Source organism: Paenibacillus sp. FSL R7-269 (genome assembly GCF_000517865.1).
Classification (GTDB): domain Bacteria; phylum Bacillota; class Bacilli; order Paenibacillales; family Paenibacillaceae; genus Paenibacillus_AQ.
In genome coordinates this window covers 112,610-131,622 of record NZ_ASPS01000016.1, presented here as the reverse complement: position 1 = coordinate 131,622, position 19,013 = coordinate 112,610, and the positions used below count along the sequence as shown (strand labels likewise).

General features: G+C 36.5%; 19 protein-coding genes. 15 read left to right on the top strand and 4 right to left on the bottom strand.

What is annotated here, in order from left to right:
* Positions 1-36 precede the first annotated feature (36 nt).
* Complete coding sequence (locus C162_RS07880) at positions 37-1,239, bottom strand: site-specific integrase (protein ID WP_036693228.1); 1,203 nt, start codon at positions 1,237-1,239, stop codon at positions 37-39.
* Between the two features lie 6 nt (positions 1,240-1,245).
* A complete protein-coding gene (locus tag C162_RS34220) occupies positions 1,246-1,701 on the bottom strand; it encodes a helix-turn-helix domain-containing protein (protein ID WP_051493306.1) in 456 nt (151 codons plus the stop codon).
* Between the two features lie 152 nt (positions 1,702-1,853).
* On the opposite strand from C162_RS34220, the gene C162_RS07870 reads away from it, so the two are divergent.
* The 8 genes from C162_RS07870 to C162_RS34985 all read left to right on the top strand — a co-directional run bounded on the left by C162_RS07870 (position 1,854) and on the right by C162_RS34985 (position 7,993).
* Positions 1,854-2,036, top strand: coding sequence for a helix-turn-helix domain-containing protein (locus C162_RS07870; protein ID WP_036693226.1), 183 nt, complete (start codon positions 1,854-1,856; stop codon positions 2,034-2,036).
* A gap of 34 nt (positions 2,037-2,070) precedes the next feature.
* On the top strand, positions 2,071-2,970 hold the full coding sequence (locus C162_RS34215) for a replication protein (RefSeq protein ID WP_051493305.1): 900 nt from the start codon (positions 2,071-2,073) through the stop codon (positions 2,968-2,970).
* Positions 2,957-3,271, top strand: a complete 315-nt coding sequence (locus tag C162_RS07860; protein WP_051493304.1) for a replicative helicase loader/inhibitor — start codon at positions 2,957-2,959, stop codon at positions 3,269-3,271. Before C162_RS34215 ends, C162_RS07860 begins: the two co-directional genes overlap by 14 nt.
* The gene (gene dnaB / locus C162_RS07855) at positions 3,252-4,568 is read left to right on the top strand and encodes a replicative DNA helicase (RefSeq protein WP_156949564.1); all 1,317 of its coding nucleotides are present in this window, start codon (positions 3,252-3,254) and stop codon (positions 4,566-4,568) included. Before C162_RS07860 ends, dnaB begins: the two co-directional genes overlap by 20 nt.
* 68 nt (positions 4,569-4,636) lie before the next feature.
* Positions 4,637-5,050 carry a YopX family protein gene (locus C162_RS07850; protein WP_036693223.1) on the top strand — a complete coding sequence of 138 codons (414 nt, stop codon included), beginning with the start codon at positions 4,637-4,639 and terminating at the stop codon, positions 5,048-5,050.
* Positions 5,051-5,238: 188 nt separating this feature from the next.
* A complete protein-coding gene (locus C162_RS07845) occupies positions 5,239-5,844 on the top strand; it encodes a hypothetical protein (RefSeq protein WP_036693222.1) in 606 nt (201 codons plus the stop codon).
* Between the two features lie 550 nt (positions 5,845-6,394).
* On the top strand, positions 6,395-6,748 hold the full coding sequence (locus C162_RS07840; protein WP_036693221.1) for a hypothetical protein: 354 nt from the start codon (positions 6,395-6,397) through the stop codon (positions 6,746-6,748).
* 552 nt (positions 6,749-7,300) lie between these two features.
* Entirely contained in the window at positions 7,301-7,993 is a 693-nt protein-coding gene (locus tag C162_RS34985; protein ID WP_063828992.1) for a helix-turn-helix domain-containing protein, read from the top strand.
* A gap of 260 nt (positions 7,994-8,253) precedes the next feature.
* Here the strand turns inward: C162_RS34985 and C162_RS07830 are convergent, their stop codons facing one another.
* Together C162_RS07830 and C162_RS35280 are read right to left on the bottom strand one after the other, a co-directional pair.
* Complete coding sequence (locus C162_RS07830; RefSeq protein WP_036693219.1) at positions 8,254-8,697, bottom strand: hypothetical protein; 444 nt, start codon at positions 8,695-8,697, stop codon at positions 8,254-8,256.
* Between the two features lie 426 nt (positions 8,698-9,123).
* On the bottom strand, positions 9,124-9,324 hold the full coding sequence (locus C162_RS35280) for a helix-turn-helix transcriptional regulator (protein WP_084648852.1): 201 nt from the start codon (positions 9,322-9,324) through the stop codon (positions 9,124-9,126).
* A 153-nt stretch (positions 9,325-9,477) separates the two neighbouring features.
* Here C162_RS35280 and C162_RS34210 point away from each other — a divergent pair, with 153 nt between their 5' ends.
* The 7 genes from C162_RS34210 to C162_RS07795 all read left to right on the top strand — a co-directional run bounded on the left by C162_RS34210 (position 9,478) and on the right by C162_RS07795 (position 18,913).
* Positions 9,478-10,182 carry a copper amine oxidase N-terminal domain-containing protein gene (locus tag C162_RS34210; RefSeq protein ID WP_051493303.1) on the top strand — a complete coding sequence of 235 codons (705 nt, stop codon included), beginning with the start codon at positions 9,478-9,480 and terminating at the stop codon, positions 10,180-10,182.
* A gap of 26 nt (positions 10,183-10,208) precedes the next feature.
* A complete protein-coding gene (locus tag C162_RS07820) occupies positions 10,209-11,828 on the top strand; it encodes a hypothetical protein (RefSeq protein WP_036693217.1) in 1,620 nt (539 codons plus the stop codon).
* A gap of 213 nt (positions 11,829-12,041) precedes the next feature.
* Positions 12,042-13,004, top strand: coding sequence for a copper amine oxidase N-terminal domain-containing protein (locus tag C162_RS07815; protein ID WP_036693215.1), 963 nt, complete (start codon positions 12,042-12,044; stop codon positions 13,002-13,004).
* A gap of 869 nt (positions 13,005-13,873) precedes the next feature.
* Entirely contained in the window at positions 13,874-15,793 is a 1,920-nt protein-coding gene (locus C162_RS07810) for an FtsK/SpoIIIE domain-containing protein (RefSeq protein WP_036693213.1), read from the top strand.
* A gap of 207 nt (positions 15,794-16,000) precedes the next feature.
* On the top strand, positions 16,001-16,984 hold the full coding sequence (locus C162_RS07805) for an ABC-three component system protein (protein ID WP_036693211.1): 984 nt from the start codon (positions 16,001-16,003) through the stop codon (positions 16,982-16,984).
* Positions 16,971-17,198 carry an ABC-three component system middle component 6 gene (locus C162_RS07800; protein WP_036693209.1) on the top strand — a complete coding sequence of 76 codons (228 nt, stop codon included), beginning with the start codon at positions 16,971-16,973 and terminating at the stop codon, positions 17,196-17,198. The genes C162_RS07805 and C162_RS07800 overlap by 14 nt, the downstream gene beginning before the upstream one ends.
* Positions 17,189-18,913: a DUF2326 domain-containing protein gene (locus tag C162_RS07795; RefSeq protein ID WP_036693207.1), complete on the top strand. Its 1,725-nt coding sequence runs from the start codon at positions 17,189-17,191 to the stop codon at positions 18,911-18,913. The genes C162_RS07800 and C162_RS07795 overlap by 10 nt, the downstream gene beginning before the upstream one ends.
* Positions 18,914-19,013 lie beyond the last annotated feature (100 nt).

The window sequence follows — 19,013 nt, the reverse complement described above, 5'->3', positions numbered from 1 at the left end:
TGGGGACGAAATGGTGACGGAATAATTTTGAGGGGGTTATTTTGCCTTAATATTTGGCAAAATGGAGTCAAACTTGTTCGCTGCTTCGTGGTCGGCTGATCTCAGTACGTGTCCATAGATATTCATGGTCGTACTGATGTTAGCATGGCCTAATCGTTCGGAAATGATTTTAGCATGCACACCTTGATTTAATAGTAGGGTTGCTGATGTATGACGAAGGCTGTGGAAAGTAATATAAGGCAGCTTGTGTTTCAATAATAGATTTCTAAAATGAAGGTAAGGCGTTTCTGGATAGAACGGCTTGCCTTCTTCATTGAAGAAAAGAAAGAAGTGTTCATCTCGCTTCCAAATATTTTTCAGTTTCATTCGTTCTTTTCGACAATGCAAATAATATTCGTTTAGTTCAGCGGTAATAGAAGAAGGCAGAGCGACTTTACGTAGACTGTTTTTGGTCTTTGGCTCTTTTATGAGGGGTTCACCATCTTTGTATGCTGTAATACTCTGTCTAATATCTATAACTCCGTTTTTTAAATCAATATGTCTCCATTCTAATCCAAGCAGTTCTCCTCTCCGCATTCCGGTGGTTAAGGCTAAAGTAATCATCATTCGCCAATGGAACGGCTCATTTTGAAGTACCTCGAATAACTGGTGGATTTCTTCCTTCGTGTAAACTTTAGTTTCTTTGTGCTTGACGCGAGGACGCGTAACATCGGCCACGGGATTATTTTTTATGATTCTCCATTCGACAGCGCGGCTAAAGATATTTTTTAAAATTCGATACATCATAAATACACTGCCAGACGATAGTTTCCCCTGTTTTCCATCCAATCTACTTCCATCTTGTTCAAGTGAATCTAAGTAATTCAGGATATGGATTGGCTTAACCTGATCAAGTCGATAATCTCCAAAAGTAGGAAGTATCCGTTTTTTCAAGCAACGTTTATATGTGTTTAAAGTAGTGACCTCAAGATGCTTAACTGCATATTTCTTTTCCCATTCTTCCACAAATGCAGAGAAAAGCATTTTCTCTGGTGCAATGTACTCCCCAGCTTCAACTTCAATCCTGAATTTCATTAATTCTTCGTTGAGAAAATTATTTAATCTTTTTTTTGCTCTTAATAAAGTTGCATCCTCAACTTTAACTGTTTTAGTCTTTTTGAGTCTGCGTCCCTGAGCGTCAGTTCCAAGCTCAACAATAAGCCTCCAAGAATTATCTCCGCGTTTTTCAATGCTTGCCATTGTCTATCAATCCTCTCCTTTTTCAAGTCTGTTTTTAAATTCATTCATTAGCTCTGGAAATATATTTTTATGTTCTCTTTGAAATATTAATGCTCTAGCAAAAGCAATTATTTGATCTGCTTCGTTGCTGTTAATCTCAATTCCGTCTACTAAAATAAAGGGTAACTTAATCATATGAGTTAGTTCCATATGATTGAAGGAATCGAAGTCTAAAAAAACGTCCTCGTGATACTCACTGTCCTCCTTTTCATTGAGATATCCAGCATCTTGCATTAATTCGGCAAGCGGCACTTTAAGAACAGGTGCTAGTTTCTGGAGAATATAAGGTGATGGAGTTCTCTTACCATTTTCAATATGTGATAGATAAGCTAAAGAAACTCCTGATGCTTTACTGAGCGTCCTAAGAGATACTTTCTGCTGTTTTCTGAGAAAATTCAATTTAGTGCCAATATCAAGTTTCAATACATTAGCCTCCTTTTATAGAATCAATATAACACAATCGTTTCTATTTAGCAAACATGTATTTACAAAATAGAAACATTTGACTAAAATCTAAACATGAACAGCACGAAAAACCTGATGGAAACTTATTTTTCTAAGAAAGGGGGGGCCAGATGAAACCAATCACAATGAATACAAAAGAAATAGCGATTTATCTGAATGTTAGCCTCGACACAATATATAAAATGGTAAGAGCGCATCAAATTCCGCACATCAGACTACGAGGGAAAATACTTTTTAGTACTATAAGTATCGAAAAATGGATTCGGGAAAGTGAACAGAGGGTTACGCTCTGATAACACTCGGAATTGTATATGTGAGGTGTGAAAATTGAAAAAAAAGGGTTTTACAACTGTTAATAACATCTTAATTCAACGGTTAATTCAATTGGATCTAACGAAACGTCAATTGAGTGTACTGATGCTAATTATTCGCCTTTCCAATGGATGCCAACGTTCTAGTGCCTATATTCCAAAACTCGTATGTTTCAGGATATGTGGAGTTGGAAAAACGAATATTACTGAAGTTCTAGAGAGTTTAGTTACACAGAAAGTGATTATCTGGAACAAGCTGGAGAATACCTTTGCGATAAACCAAAACGTTCAGGAATGGGAGATCGGATTAGTCAGTGGTTGGGAAGAAACTGCTTTCCGAGAACTGCTTAAATTGAATCTTGCAAAAAGTTCTCCAATTGATAACTCTCTGAGATCAGCGCGGAATCAAACTGAGAATACTGCGGTTATCAAAAAGATTACCGAAAATCATGAACAGTTATCAAAACAGGTATTCTCACATCTAGAAAAACCTTTTGGCTCTAAGGAGAAGGAAGCTTCTAAATATATAATTAAAGAAGAAAATAATAAAGAAATTACTATCATTGAGGCTGAGATATATGAAGAAATTGAGCGTGAGTATTGCTCTTTGCATAACAAGAAGAGCTTAAACCAGAATGATAAAGAACTGATAGATAAGCTTATCAATATTGGTATACCTGCTCACTTTATTATCCAGCGCATGAAAGAAACCTATACTAAAAAAATTGAACGCGACGAAACTGTTAATAGCTTTGCATACTATGAGCGACCTATTTTGGATTCTTGGCGAACATTTAGCACTGCTAAGGCAACCTCGGCTATGAGGGAACAGCCAAGCCGTTATCAGAGCAGGCAAGAAAGACAAAATGAAATGTTACTTCGGGCGATCAGAGAGGAAACAGATGACAAAGACTGAACTTAATAAACTATTCTTGATTATCAACAATGCCTATCAAAATTTCTCGATTGATGAAATTAAAACAACATTTTGGCACAAAATGTTAGAAGATTACCCATTTGAAATTGCCATGAATAATTTGCGGCAGCATGTTTATACGGAAAAGTTTCCTCCAACGATTGCAGATATTAGAAAGCCTCCTCTGGAGGTAGAAGCCGCAAACTACCTCCAACTGAAAGAGGCAACCCTACACCGCCTTAAAATGATGGAGGAATGGCATTACAGAGCAGTATTTAAGGGTGAAGCCGCAGATGATTAATCCTCCTTTATTCAACCTTGAGGCTGAACAAGCTGTTATTGGAGCAATTCTGTTAGAGCCGAAATCAATTGATGCTGTTCATGAAAAAATGCGAGAACAAGTTTTTTATCACAAAGCACACCGAACGATCTATCAGGCAATGCTTGAGATTGCGGAACAAAACATACCGATTGATCTTGTTCAATTGACGGATGTCTTACAGAAGAAACAGAAGCTGGATGAGGCTGGCGGCGTAATTTATATGTCACAGCTTGTCGGTTCTGTGCCTACAGCCACTAATATTTTGTATTATGTTGATATCTTATTGGAGAAGCATCGACTCCGAAATTTGAAACAAGCTCTAGGAAAGGGCTTATCATCTATAGCAGAGGGGGAAGATTTTGAAGAAGTCCTTTCGGAGATTACTAAGAATGTTACAAGACTCTCAGATCAGTTAGAACCGGAAGAAGGTTTTATCCATGTCGCTGAAAGTGCTGAAGGTCATGAGGATATTATGGAAGGTAGGGTTCAACATAAGGGACTAACCGGAGTTAAAACGGCAGGTTCCGCATTAGATATGTTCACTGGAGGCAGACAGAAAGGAGAATTGATAGTTGTTGCTGCTCGTCCCTCAATCGGCAAGAGTGATTATATGTTGAATGAAGCGTTAAATGCAGCGAAAAGTGGTACAGCGGCAGGAATATTTAGTCTGGAGATGCCTGGTGTAATGCTAACAGATCGCTTAATCTCAATGATCGGGCAGATCGACCGGTCAAAACTTCGTAGTGGATTGTTGGATGATGATGATTGGTATAGGTATACGATGGCTCGTTCCTGTTTATCGGAATTACCTATTTACATTGCCGCGAAGCAAGGTCAATCTATTCAAAGCATTCGAAACAAAGTGAAATGGTTAAAAAGAGAACATAATAATTTAGTTATTTACATTGATTATCTGCAACTGGTACATGGAGGTCAACGCTTCTCTAATCGGGAAGCTGAACTTGGTTATATTAGCCGTGCTTTGAAGCAAATAGCTTTAGAAAATGACTGTCCAGTTATAGCGATAAGTGCTATTAACCGTAACAGCGAGAAACGGCAGGATAAACGCCCGATGCTTTCAGATTTAAGGGAATCAGGGCAAATCGAATTTGATGCAGATGAAGTCGATTTCTTATATCGAGACGACTATTATAATTCCGATAGTGAAAAGAAAAATATTACAGAAATTATCATCGCCAAGGGAAGGAATACAGGTATCGGGGTTATAGAGATGGGATATTTAAAGCAATACGGAAAATTTGTTGATTTGCATTAAGCTTAGGCTTCCTGCATCAATAGCATTATAAAAACACGCCCCTATAATGAAATGTGGAGGAGTTACCTATGGAAAAACATACACATAAAAAAAGACCCTTTCCTTATTTGACAACTCCATTCCGTTTTTTGTGGAATGGAATGGTATATGAGTACGGAACCAGCGACAAGTACTGTGTAGAAAACAAAGCTGGTTTTGAATTCGATTATGGAGAGGTGGTATTGCTAAGCAATACCGGTAAACGTGATTGCATTGGAACTGAGATTTATGTTGGAGACGTTTTTCAACGAGAAACTGAGGAGTACGCGGTTGTTGAGTTGCGATTTGGACAATATCGAGTGGTAACATTTAAGCCGAATCAGAATCAAATTCAAGAAAAAGATACAGATCAGTTATTAATTAATTTTCTGAAAAAATACAAGAACGCCGAAGTTATCGGAAATGCCTGGGCTTTAGGGGTTTTTGATCTCCAACTTAATTAGTATCGTCATATTTACCTATTCGTAGAAACTGGGAGTTTAGGTCCTGATCGATCTAAACACTAGATAAAGGAACTGCCCTATGAAAGTCAAAGAAAAGCTCAAAAAGTAGCAACGAGAATATGCCTTATTCATGGCGAAGGCTGCTGAACAATTAGCCTTGCATCAAATCTCGAAAGGAGATTTCTAAATTGCCAAACGAAGCTCAAAAACAGATTAAACGATATCTTCTGACACTTGACCATTCACTGATGCAGACAATAGGACATTATGGACATATCTCCGTAACTGGTCTAAGCAGCCTCCTACTAGAACCGCGACCTAAGAACACTATTTATCAGCGTACAAGAGTGCTCGCCGAATGGGGGTATATCGAGCCAGTAGTTGATCGTCACAAGAGGAAGATTTTCAGACTTACGCAACGAGGTGTTGATGAATTGATAATGCAAGGTGTTACCTTACGGGGACGGAGCTTTCTGCAAAGTGACTTGGTACGAATGACATGGGCGATGGAACAAACCGGATTTATTGAAACGCTGGGATTAGAGGCACAGCCTTCAACAAAGCCATTAGACGCTGTGAGTAAAGGCGAAACTCCTAGAGCGTTAATCGTGGACAATCCTAATGTACACATAGCCAATACATTTCAACGAATTGAGGAAGTTGTCAAAGTAGCTACGATCAATGCACCATTGGACATTATCGCATTGTCAGAAAATCGTGCAGCAGAGTTACAGCGCTACGTGAACACGAACGGTTGTCACTTCACTGTGCTGCTTCAAACGATAGATATTTAGTCTAAACCTCAGCTATATCAGATACTCACTAACCCGATATCTCCTCTTGAATTCATCTATAGTAAAGATCCTGTCTTTACCCACTTTATTCCATTTTGATAATGAACCGATATTTAAACGAGAGTTCTTGTTTCAAAAATATGTTATTTTAATAGTTGCTCTGTTTTATAGCCTCAGCTGACCATGAATAAACGGATAATAAGGATATACAATAACAGTGTATATCCTTATAATTCGCCAATACTATTTTGACCTTAAATTTTAGCCTTTAGAAGAAAATAACCGCTGATTAGAATACGGCGGTTTTATTTTACAGATATATTGTATTTAATATAAATCTTTCATTTGCAAATAAATACTCAATATAGACATTTAGTGCATTCCCTATTGGTCATAGATTTTGTCACATTTTGCGGAAATATGTTACTTATAGTCCGTGGAGATTCTTAACAAAGTATATATACTTATATTCAGAAGTAGTTACTTTAATTCCCATTATTGCAGTGTAATCAATACAACCATGACATGAAAGTATTAGGAGGAATTAATTATGTTTACTCTTGAATATGATGCTAAAAAGAACCGGGTCCACTTCGTAGGGGATAGAATGGCTATGGAGGATGTTGCACCCTACATCAGCGAGCTTACGGAAATTCTTAAACAAGTACGCCCAGGTTTTACAGGTCTAACCGATCTTACGGGATGCCGCGTGCTGACTCAAGAAGTGGTTAAGGAATTGAGTCCAACTAACGAGCTTGCAATTAAAGCTGGATTTTCTACCACGAAGAAATGGGCTTACATTACCGACTCTCCAGTCTTCAAAATGCAGATGAAACGTATGTTTGGTGATTTTGTTGCCTACTTTGAATCTTACGCTGAGGCTGACGAATATCTGAGCAACTGATATCTTAATCTAACGGAAATTAGTTTATATACAGAAATAAAACCGCCGACAAGCTCCTGGCGGTTTTATTTTGCAGCCTTAATGAGTTCATTTCCGTAGATATTAATTAATTGGTAAGCCTGTCCGATCATGGATTTATCTTTTCCATAAATGTGAGTTGCTTTATCTCATATCCCACAAGTCCAATAGTTTGATCTCTGTATTCAACTATAGGATATCACTATCTCTTATTTCCACGGACTATAAGTCACATCGACAAAAACCTACAACTTTCATCCTAACTATCCGATATTTAGCATAGAGGAAATGGTAAGGTTTCGAGCTTGTATGTTCGTATATTCGATCTGAATTTGGCATACATCTATGAATTTTATTTTAATAATGTACTGAATTATCAAGGTAAGTGTATGCACCTTCAACAGTATCGAAGAGTTTGATGAATCCTCCAAAATATTTCATCGTAATTGTATTCCTCCTTATTGTCCCAAAGTATTTCAAGAATATATCATTGAATGAAATCTATTTATAAAAGAGGTTGTTGGAGGTTGTTTCATGGATATACTTGCCGAGTTCGGAAATAGGGTTAAGGAACTGCGTGTGCGTAGTGGAATTTCGCAAGAACTGTTGGCGCATCGCTCCGAATTGGATCGAACATATATAAGTGGAGTGGAACGTGGTGTGCGTAACATCAGCTTAGTTAATATTGAAAAGATTGCAGACGCGCTGAGCGTCCCAATGAAATACTTGTTTTCAAGTGAGCGGTTTTCAAGCAATCCTATTTTTTTAAAGAAAAATGTTGAAGTCCCGATTTCCGAACGATTCAAGTATCATTTGGACTGTGACCGAAAGTTACTTACTATTCAGATACAAGGAGTAGTAACCGGTGCAAACGTGGATTATGTATCTAAAATATGGAAAGGCATTGTCTCTAACTTTGCGGAGGGAGAATTAAGTGTTTTCGTTGATCATAGAAACATGAAAGCAGGGGACGGTGGGCCAGTTGTTTTTTTTCCTGAAGTAATTGAGAAGGCGGTTTTGCTTCAACAGAGCGTGATAGCGTGCAGCAAAAAGGCTATAGTATTATGTAATTCAGAATTCATGGTACATCAACTGAATTATATGACAACCAGAAGTGGGGTATGGCATAAAACCACGCCTTTGTACGACAGGGATAAAGAAATGTTAGATCAAGCTTACGGATTATTAGATGTTAACGGAAATGAATTAATTAAACCTATGCAATAATCCGTCCGTGATTGCTGACGGTTTATTTTCTGCCTACCAAACTTCACCTATATAAGATACTAACTAACCCGATAGCTCTTCGTACTTATTTCTAAAATATGTGATCAATAGTTGGCCTTTATTTCAGCCTCACCTGACAATGTATAAAAGGATGATAAGGCAATACTATAACAGTGAATATACTCATAATATGGAAATACTAATTCCGCCGAAAGTGGATTATAGACAAAGAAGGAACCGCCAGTCACCTCCTGGCGGTTTTATTTTGCAACTTTAATAAGTTTATTTCCGTGAATATCAATTAACAGATAGGCATTCCCGGTCATGTCTCTGTCACTCCCGTACAGGTTAGTGGCCTTGTCGCGTATCCTGCTGGTTAGTGTTACAACATTCATTTGATGCACCATAAAATAGGAGTTGCACAGGACGACAGATTGCTTGACGCGGGAGAAAATCTTCTGCTGGAACGGGACGGCGCGTTCGGCTGCTTCCGGGGAATACACAGCCAGCACACCATCAGCGGCCTTCGTCTCGCGATGATCTACAAGTACGCTTAATTCCCCTTCTGCGAAAGAGGAGGAAGTATCCGTCAAGACTACCGATGTATAATCCACCTCATTTCTGATGAGCAGTCCGTTCACCCGAAAGGCTGAAATTTTCTGCTTCTTGCCTAACTGATACGAGAAGCGCTTCTTAAAAGGCACTTTAAAGTCTCTTGGGCTGATATCCAGATTTGCTCAAAACGTTAACTTGCAAACAGGTATTCGATAGAAACATTGAGCGCACGGGGAATCTTCTCAATGTTTACAATGCTAATTTTCCAATCCCCACAATCCACACCGCTAATATAGGACCGATCCATCCTGCACGATTAGCTAACAGCTCCTGTGATATCCCCTGCCTGCACGAAGCTCACATATACTTATTCCAAATCAGCCCGAATGCTCAAGATCATCCCCAAATGATTATCAATAATCTTCCTTAGTACATCGGCTACATGATTCAATAGTTATAGACTTTGTCAAATTTTGTGGAAATATGTTACTTATAGTCCGTGGAGATAATAGGTATTCTCAAATACACTGAAAGAAATAATAAAAAACCGCCAGCTAGAAGCTTGACGGTTTACATTAGTTGTTTGGTTCATCTTGCCATTCATCAATATCAAATGGGCTGACTTCTAGTTTTGTACATATGCGGAGTGCGATTTTCACACTTGGAATGGATTTTCCAGTTTCTAAGCGTTGGTAATATCTCAATGAAACATCAATAGAATGAGAAAAATCCTCTTGAGTTATATTTTTATTGTTTCTTGCTACGCTTAATTTCAAGGGGATTGCTCCTAACTATTTTACCCCTATGTTATCGAATAAATAATATCTTTATAACGATACATATATCGTGTAATATATATCGTAATAGATGTCATTCTCTTTATTATTACAAAAATATCTACTAATTATTATTCAAAAGGAGAGATTAGAATGAGTAAATTCAAGTTTGCTATAGGCTTTATAGCTGGAGCAATGGTATTCGGTACAATTGGAGTTGCCGCTGCTTCTTCAACAAAGACAATTGGAGTAATTTTTGGGATTAAGGATATAAAAATTAACAATGTATCTAAAATGCCTAAGCAAGAGCCTTTTACCTATAACGGGACAACATATGTTCCGCTTAGATATATTTCTGATAATCTAGGTGCTGAAGTGGGATGGGATGCTAAGACTCAGATTATAACTATTAATAGTAAACAAACAACGTGTACAACTAATTCGGAATTTGATGCATCTAAATACATAGGCACTTGGAGAACAGAAATAGAAAAGATAGATGTGGACAAGAAAATTAAAACTGAAATAGAAACTGGTTTTGATTTAGAGGTTATTGGTGGTGATACCATTCAGCTTTCTAATTCTTATCGTGACGTTGCTACCTTTGACCAGGGTAACGGTAAAGAAGAGTGGTTGGGTACAACCCAGCGAGATTGGGAAACAAATGAGTTCAAGGTGAATAGTAATGGGATTGCCGAAACTACTCTTCATTTTATCTCCGATGATGTAACCTATAAGGCTAAGATTGAACTTATGGATGGAAAGGTAGTTATTACTATTCTGGACCCTAAAATTAATGAGAAATTTTATAATTCATTCATTCGTGATGCGGCAACAACGTATTTGAAAATACGTTAGGCTCTAATTCAAGGAGGGTACTACATATGATGAAACAATATATACGAATTTTGATGTCTCTAATGGTTCTTATGATCTTAATAGCAATAGGTAAGAATAATTTTGGATTTGCAGCGGAATCAAAGCAATTAAGAACTGAGGTCGTATTTAATTATGACAAAGAAGATATTACTGGAAAACTTATTCCAACCGTGAAGGTGAGTGTTTTTAATTATATTGACAATTCTTTATTGAAGGAAGAATACAAGTATCCGGAGTTGTCGATAAAAAATGACTCAAATGGAAATGATTTTGCTGGATATGAGGAATATGCAATCATTGATAATAAAGCTTATTGGAGTGTTACAAATGACCTGGTACCAATAACAGCGGGGAACTACGCAAGGCTATATGAATTTGATTTAGGCTCCAAAAAGCTAAAAATTATCAAGCAGGTTAGAGCAATATATAGGCCATTAAGAATCAATCTCTATCCTAACTTTAAGGGTTATTCTATTAGTTTAGATAGGAGTATCTTGGATAATAAGCCTCATCGTGAGAATGACATCGAGATATATACATTGCCTGACAATAAGCTTTTGACAAAGGTTAATTATGTGAGAGGTGAAGGGATTCGGGAGAACAATCGAGGGAAGTACGTTATTCCACTCCCTAAGTCGGATCATTTGCTTATCGGAATGATTAACAAGAGTTCTATCAAACCTTCCCGACAGCATTCTGCCTATTGGCTTAGTTTTAAAGGAAAAACAGGACACGTTGAGCGAGAGTTCGAAACTTATAAGATAGGTAAAGATTATTATTCAGAACAAGGATATGAATTGACTCATGAAGGAACAAAAACTGAGTTTGAAGAACCACCTGATGTTTCTATAGAAGTAGAAAGATGGAGATATATTTACTTTGGTAGTCCGTTCACTTACAAAGTTGGAAATATAAGATACTCTGGATTTTATGATGCAAAAATGGGGACTAATGTCGTTGGATACACCACTAACGGTAAGGACTATACACTTTATACGCGTGCAGGGGTCAAGCCGGATGCTTCATTTTCTCCTAACAAAAAATATCTGATTATTACGCAGAATGAATTTAATCCAAAGACTGGAATAAGTACAGGGAAATATGACACTTTGATAATCGATACGGCTACAGCGAAAGTAATTCATAAGCTTCCAGTATTTGAGAACAAAGGCTTATCCCACATATATGAATGGGATTATGGTGATGAACTTGTAGGTGTGTATTTTTTTGACCGAATAAAGTCTGGATACTTAAACGTTTCGACAGGAATCTTTGTTAAGCAAGATTTTGGTGAATCAAGTTCGAGTGCTAAAAGGTATGGAACAAACAATGAGAATTTATTATCTCCAGAGATTAGCAGACAACTTATCCTTGATGGGAATGAATTACGGATAAGTGGCCAGGGACCATTTATATCAGGAGCGGGATTGTGGTATGTACCACTGGATGATTTCGCTAAGGGCGTTGCAGCTACAGTATCTGAGAAGGCGGGGGGATTAACAATAAGCCGAGGGGATATAACAGTTCCAATTCAAGCTGGCACAGTAATTAGATTCAAAAACAGAGTGTATGTACCGCTGGATGAGTTGAAACGCAGTCTGAATCTAAAAGTGACTATAAAGTAAGAACTGCAACTGTTTGAGTTAATAGGGTTTATCACGATATTTATATGATGGAAATTAGGATAAACAGTAAGGCCAATAGGCTTTGTAATTTAGTTACTGACCTTAATGGGAGCGAATTATGATTTGATATCAGAGTATTATAAAACTAAAATTATTTGATTCATATGTAAAAGTCTAAACAATCTTCACAAAAGCTATAACGGGAGGTTAAGTATGAAGTATGATAAATATCCATATAAATTAAAGAACATTGTTGAATTGAGTATAAAGGTTATAATTTCTATGGTTTTATTAATAACTTCTTTTAGTGGTTTATCAAGTATCGTTTCTGCATCATGGACAAGCAATATTAAAGTTTTTGTTAACAATCAGTCTGTTAAAGGGACATACTACAGCTTCATTGATGATCAATCTCACATTACATATATACCTTTAAGAGATATTGTAGATTATTTGGGGTTGAATGTGAATTACACCTCTAATCAGAATCCTATTACTCTCACAGTTAAAAAACCAGTTCTTCATGAGTTAGTGTTAACTCTTAATAGTAAAAAGATTATAGTCGATGGAGTAGTAAAGACTATTAGCGGAGCACCAATAGTGGATAATGGCCACATAATGATTCCTCTACGTGCACTTACAGAGGGGTTTGGTGCAACGTTTGTTCTTAAACCAGCTAATTACCAAAAAATAGCGGAGTTAAGAATAACAGTGCCTTGGACAACACCTACTTGGGAGTGGAAACTATCGGATAATCAAAGAATTACTGGGCCGATTGTTTTCAACCCTATGACTTGGGATGAAGTTACAAGAACGCTCAAATTCAAATTACCCTCTAATATAATTAACGGAAAAGAAACTTGGGGTGTAAGTGCTGTGTTACAGAATGGAGAAATCTATGACACAAATACAAAATACACTAAATTTACGTTAGATAAACAGCAAATACTTTCAAACTTAGATGTAAATTTTATCCTTTATATTGAAATTTCAAGCCACGATAAAAATGGGAATATTAATGGGATAATTGACAGATATTATATGATGTCTAAGGTTTATGCAAAAACACACTATCCTTATAAAGGAACAATAGATAATGAACCAATTGTGTATGATTCTGAGGGAGAGCTTATAACGCTTGGAACAATATATAAAGTACTAGGAATTAGCGATTGACCGCTCAAGAAGTTATATAACTATAATATACAACTTATTTGTGGATAAAAATGTAATAGAGTCAGAAGAATTAGGTGAAGGATGCAAGGATACGCTTTAGTATTCCGCGTATCCTTTTTTTATTTGAACTTTATTAAAGGTTTAAAGAGATTTTGAAAAATATGTATTTGAGAAATATTACAACGCAATCTTCTCCTCCTTCAGCTCTTTCCAACACAACGTCTGTCTTTTCCGAAAGTCAGATTGGGCATTTACACAGAGATTGTAACTACGGAGAGTCTATCTAATTAAGTTGAAAAGTGAAGAAATGAGGTGTTTCTTATGAAAAACTAATGGTTTTGATGCCGGATTTTTCTTACTTAGAAGTTAGGGAGGTATGTATTTATTTTTCCATTTTTAGGACTGAGTATTATGGCAGGCTATTGTGGTTTTTCTCAGGTTGAAGTACGTCTAATCAGGCTATATCAGGGCAGAAACTAACTCAAATATAGGCATCACGATTCACTGAAACGCTTTGTAACTTTGCATGGATTCTGCTGACCTGGGTTTCCATAGCATATCCTCAAGGGAAGAGGTTCAATATTTGCCGTTGGCTGTTTGTCTTTATTCGAGATAAGAACTTTTTTCAAAACGCTCGACATTAGTATCTTCGAGGCACTGGAGTTTACCAAATCAGATTTCCTTAAAAACAGTTTGTGTGAATTGGCAAGAGTCTCCGCATCGGAGGGGGGATTGAAATTTGATGGTCATTCTGTCAATTGAAAGAATATGACAAAACCTAATAAGTTACTGAAAGAACTGTTTCGTTAACATCAAAAGGGCTTGTGTTGGGCAACCTTGCAAGCTCTAAATCTCACAGGAGGGTGTACATGCGACTACTTAAAAGAGCAAGAGCGAAAGCTAAGAACATCCTTATTACCTCTTGCCGTGGCCTTGCATTCATTTCACCACCCGTTAAGAATGCTGCGGCTTGGTGGCGCTACGATGATCAAGAACGCTTGCGAAAGGCCACAATCGCTGTTTGGCTGGAGAAAACGAAAGACGATTTGCAAGCCGCCTATAATTTACTGAATGAATTTGCAGGAAAGGCATTCTTTGAACGAGATACACCTCAAGGGAGGATTGATCAAGCGGTTAGATTGATACTCCGCTATGATACACTCAGGCTCCCTTATACATCGTTAGGTTTTCATCTAGCCTTTCTACTTGGCCTGAAAGCTCCGTTGCTCCGACGGCGATTCTTGTGGCTGTTGGGTTCAGTTTCAATGGCTTCATTGACAGTGATGCTATTGCATGTATTTAGCTGGTTCCCTTTTGATTGGTTCCCCATAGGCTTAATAGCAGTAGTATTCCTGATTCTCATTTGCACTTACAAGGGCTATAAGCTGCTCCCTGTCATTCGTACTGTTACTGCCGACCATATTGCTGCTGAACACCTCTATTATGCGAATCTCGCACAGCTTCACCAACAGGCTAAAACCTTACTACTCAGTAAGCGGTTGAAAGAAGTTGCTCAGATCCAAAGTGTTCTTCATGCCGTTAGTTATCAAAAGCATCAAGCAGAAAGCAGCTATAAACAAATCCCTAACCAATTTGGGTGTTTAGAGGCTAAAGAGGTTCATACTGGATCTATAGAATCTACCTTTGCTAATGCTAATTATCTTGATGCCGTTTGGAAGAAGTTTATTGAACAACATTTTTCAAAAGCTTCCTATATTACACCTGAATACATCAAAGAGGAATCTACAGAACTGCATGTGTTCCGTATCGCTGGAATCCCAGCTAGTGAGTTCAGTAAACGTGAGGCTATTGTAGAAAGCTTAGTCAGAAAAAGAGTCTATCGTGTCCATTCCAATTATCAAGAGGTGGGAGTTACAGCAATTGAGCTTATCACAACTCAGTTACCTTTGTTTGTCACCTACAAGGAAACGCCCACACCAAAAGAAAGGAACCTTGTAATATTGGGCCGAGATGTAAAACAAAAAATCTACTGGGATTATTATGACCAGCCTCATTTGTTGGTAGTCGGCATTACAAAGAGTGGCAAATCAGCAACCGTCAATAATATCATTCGGCAGATGAAAGAAAAAGACGTTCTCATGTTGTTCGTCGATTTTAAAAACGGGCTTGAGTATGCTCCTTACTATTCCAAAGGCTACAGTGTGATCGAAGAAGTAGACCAGTACCCAGATTTTAGTACGAAGCTTGTTAAGGAAATGTCCATTCGCGCTGAGTTCTTAAAGAAGCATGGTTTTAAGAACTTTGAGGGCTATGAGGCTCTGCGTGACCAGCAAGGGCTGCCATCACTGCCGCGCATTGTCTGTTTCATCGACGAAGTGGCGACAGTTATGGGTCATAGTGACCCTAATATTCAAAAGCCAAGCATTCAGAACACCGAACTGTTGCTCCAAAAAGCTCGCGCATCGGGGATTCATATGATTCTCAGTACACAACGCCCGGATGCCCGTTCCTTAGGCAGTACAGGCATAAGAGATAATATAGCGGTCAAAATGTCCTCATATCTCAGCATTCAGGCTTCCACACTCATTTACGGGGATGATCGGGCTAACCAACGAATACCTGATCAAGGGTATGCTGGGATCTTCATAGCTTCAGGACTTGGTACAGATGCGCCATTTAGAGTTCCATTTATGGATGACACTACCTTTTCGGAATACTTAGCGACATGGCCTGATAATTCTTACTCTAATTACAAAATTGGTAATAGTGTTGTGGCGCAAGAAGAAGTTAGTGTTATAGATCAATTCGACTATAATCAAATTTTTTAGTATTTGCCGGAGAAGCGTACTTCCACGAAAACAATAAGAGATATTATCTTGTCGTGGGAGTACATGTAGAGAAATGCCTTACGCATTCTTATTGAGATTTTTCTATCGTCTGAACGTTCTTACTATTATAATGAATACAACAGCATTTGACTTCGGAACATAATAAGGCTTTAATACCTATAAAAAACGAGAGGTGAAGCTTCGTTAATGAAAAGACAACGGTATTATAATGAAATTTCAGAGAAGCTTGAGATACTATCTCATAGAATAAAAACCAATGGTAAATTAAATGTTTTAGACCTGAATATTCACGCTGAAACGTTCTATAGAGATTTATTAAACAATGTATATGGCTTTAAACTTGAGTCTGCAAATGTTTCAAGTGCCAATATGGCAGCTATTGATTTAATAGATTCTGAAAATAAACTTGTTATTCAAGTTTCTTCAACTGCAACTAAGCAAAAAATAGAGAGTACGTTGAAAAAAAAGAAGACATCTGACTACGCCTTAGAGAACTATAGTATCAAATTTATTTTCATTGCAGATGAAGTGCAAAGTTTGAGAAGTAAAAAGTATGCTAATCCTCATAACATCGCTTTTTCGCCGCAAGAAGACATTATTGATAGGGTAAGTTTACTAACTTCTATCTCACAATTAACTATTGGTGCTTACAGTCTTGTATATGACATGTTTATAAAGGAATTCGGCGGAGCACCAAGTCCATTAAAAATCACTTCCAATTTAGCTACAATCGTAAATTTATTGTCAGAAGAAGACTTAGATGAAGGTGGTTTACCTACAAAACTTAACCATTATAACATTGATGAAAAAATTATTTATAATGAACTGGATATTATTAAAGAAACCACTATTAACGAATATATTCCATACTATTCAAAACTGGATAGAATTTATAAGGAGTTCGAGCATGAAGGGAAGAATAAAAGAGTATCCGTACTGAGGAAACTAACCTCTTTCTATGAAAAAGAATTATGCAGAAATGACATAAGTAATGTGGAAAAGTTTTTCAATGTTGTAAGTAATGTTGAAGAGTATATAACTAATAGTAATAATCTAAATGATATTGAAGAAGATGTTGTCGAAATGTGTGTAAGAATCATTACAGTGGATGCTTTTATTAGATGCAAAATTTTTAAGAATCCTAAGGGGTATAATCATGTTGCTTCCTAACGATATAAAACCTGAGTTAAGTATTTTCTATTATGCATCATTAGTTTTAAAAGAAATTCATGGAACTGAAGAAAAAGAAATAGTTGCTATTTATCAATTATTGAAGCAACAATATGATATTTCTTTAAAAGTATTCTCATACTGCTTAGATTGGTTATATCTTATCGAAGCAGTTAAAGTAAATGAGGAAGGACAAATTTCTATATGTACTTAAAAGAAATGATAATATCCTCTGTTTCGGAAATAGTTCGAAAAATCAATTTTCATCTTGGTGCAAACTTAATAGTTGATGAAACTACAGGGAAAAGTGATTTAGAAACTGGTAATAATATTGGGAAAACAACTGTTCTTGCACTGATTGACTACTGTTTGGGCGGAGATGCAGAACTGATTTATATTGATCCTGAAACGAAAAAGGAAATAGACTATGTTAAGAATCACTTGGTGGACCAACAAGTTCTAATTACTTTAATTCTTAAAGCGGATCTTATGGATGAGTCATCACAAGAAGTCGTAATTAAGCGTAATTTTTTGCAAAGAAACAAAAAAATCATGTCTGTTAACGGAGTGAATTATCCGAAGAATAACGGAAAAGATTTTGAAAAAAAGATCGATCTTTTATTAATTGGCGAAAGAGAAGTGCTTAAGCCTACGCTTCGCCAGTTATTAGCGCATTATGTTAGATATCAAAATAATAGAATAAATAATACACTTCGAGTTTTGAACACTTTTACTACGAACTTTGAATATGAAACATTAAATCTATTTATGTTTGGCTTACCTGTTTCAGATCGATCACAATTAAATACTAAATTGAAAGGAGAACAAGAATATAAAAAGCGCCTGGAAAAAAAGCACTCGAAAAACGAATTAGAACTACAATTAGATATTGTTAAAAACAACATTGTTGCTTTAGAAAAAAGAAAAAATAACCTGAATATTAATGAAAACTATAAGCAAGAGCTTGAAGAATTGAATGATTTAAAATATAGAGTGAGTAGTGTCAGCTCAAGAATCGGTGAGTTGAAATTGCGGGAACAACTATTAATTGAGACAGAAGAAGAACTGCAGTCAGATATGTCTGATATCAATCTACCTGAATTACGAGAAATATATAGAACAGCAAAAAAAGATATTTCTAATATCCAGAGTACCTTTGAACAGCTTGTTGAATATCATAATAAAATGATTTTGGAGAAGATTAGGTTTGTTACGCAGGATATTCCTAGAATACGTTCTTCAATAGAAGAATATAAGCAAATTCTTACAGGCTTATTAAATGAAGAAAATAATTTGTCCAAAAAAATTGCGGGAAGCGATACCTTTCAAGATTTAGAGGACATCATTGGTGACCTCACAAAATCATACCAGCGTGTAGGTGAGTTAGATAACGGGATTGAACAACTAGAATCTGTAGAAAAAAACATCAAAAATTTAAGTGAAGAAATAGAATTATTAGATGGGGATAGATTTTCTGAAGAATTCCAAGAAAAATTGAAGATTAAGTTAAAAGAATTTAATAGTGTTTTTGCTGATGTTTCCAGCGAACTATATGGTGAGCAATATGGTATCACGTTTACCATAAAAGAAGATAATAAAACTAAACAGAATTATTATCATTTTGAAAGTTTTAATGCAAATACAAGTTCCGGAAAGAAGCAGGGAGAAATAATATGCTTTGATATTGCTTACATTTTGTTTGCTAGAAAAGAAGGCCTGCCATTCTTAAACTTTATTCTTAACGATAAGAAGGAGCTAATGCATGGGAACCAACTAAAAAAAGTCAGTAAATTTGCAAAGGATAATAAAATACAACTAGTATTTTCAATTTTAAAAGATAAATTACCAAGTGAACTTGATAGTAGTGAACATATTGTTCTTCGTCTTTCTGATCAAGATAAGTTGTTTAGGATTGAAAATAGAGGTTGAAATTATAGAATTATTAAGTTGACAGATTCATTGCCGTTGTAATTAACTATTTCTTTTTTAAAATTATCCGGGACAATCGTCTCGGATAATTTTATGCAAA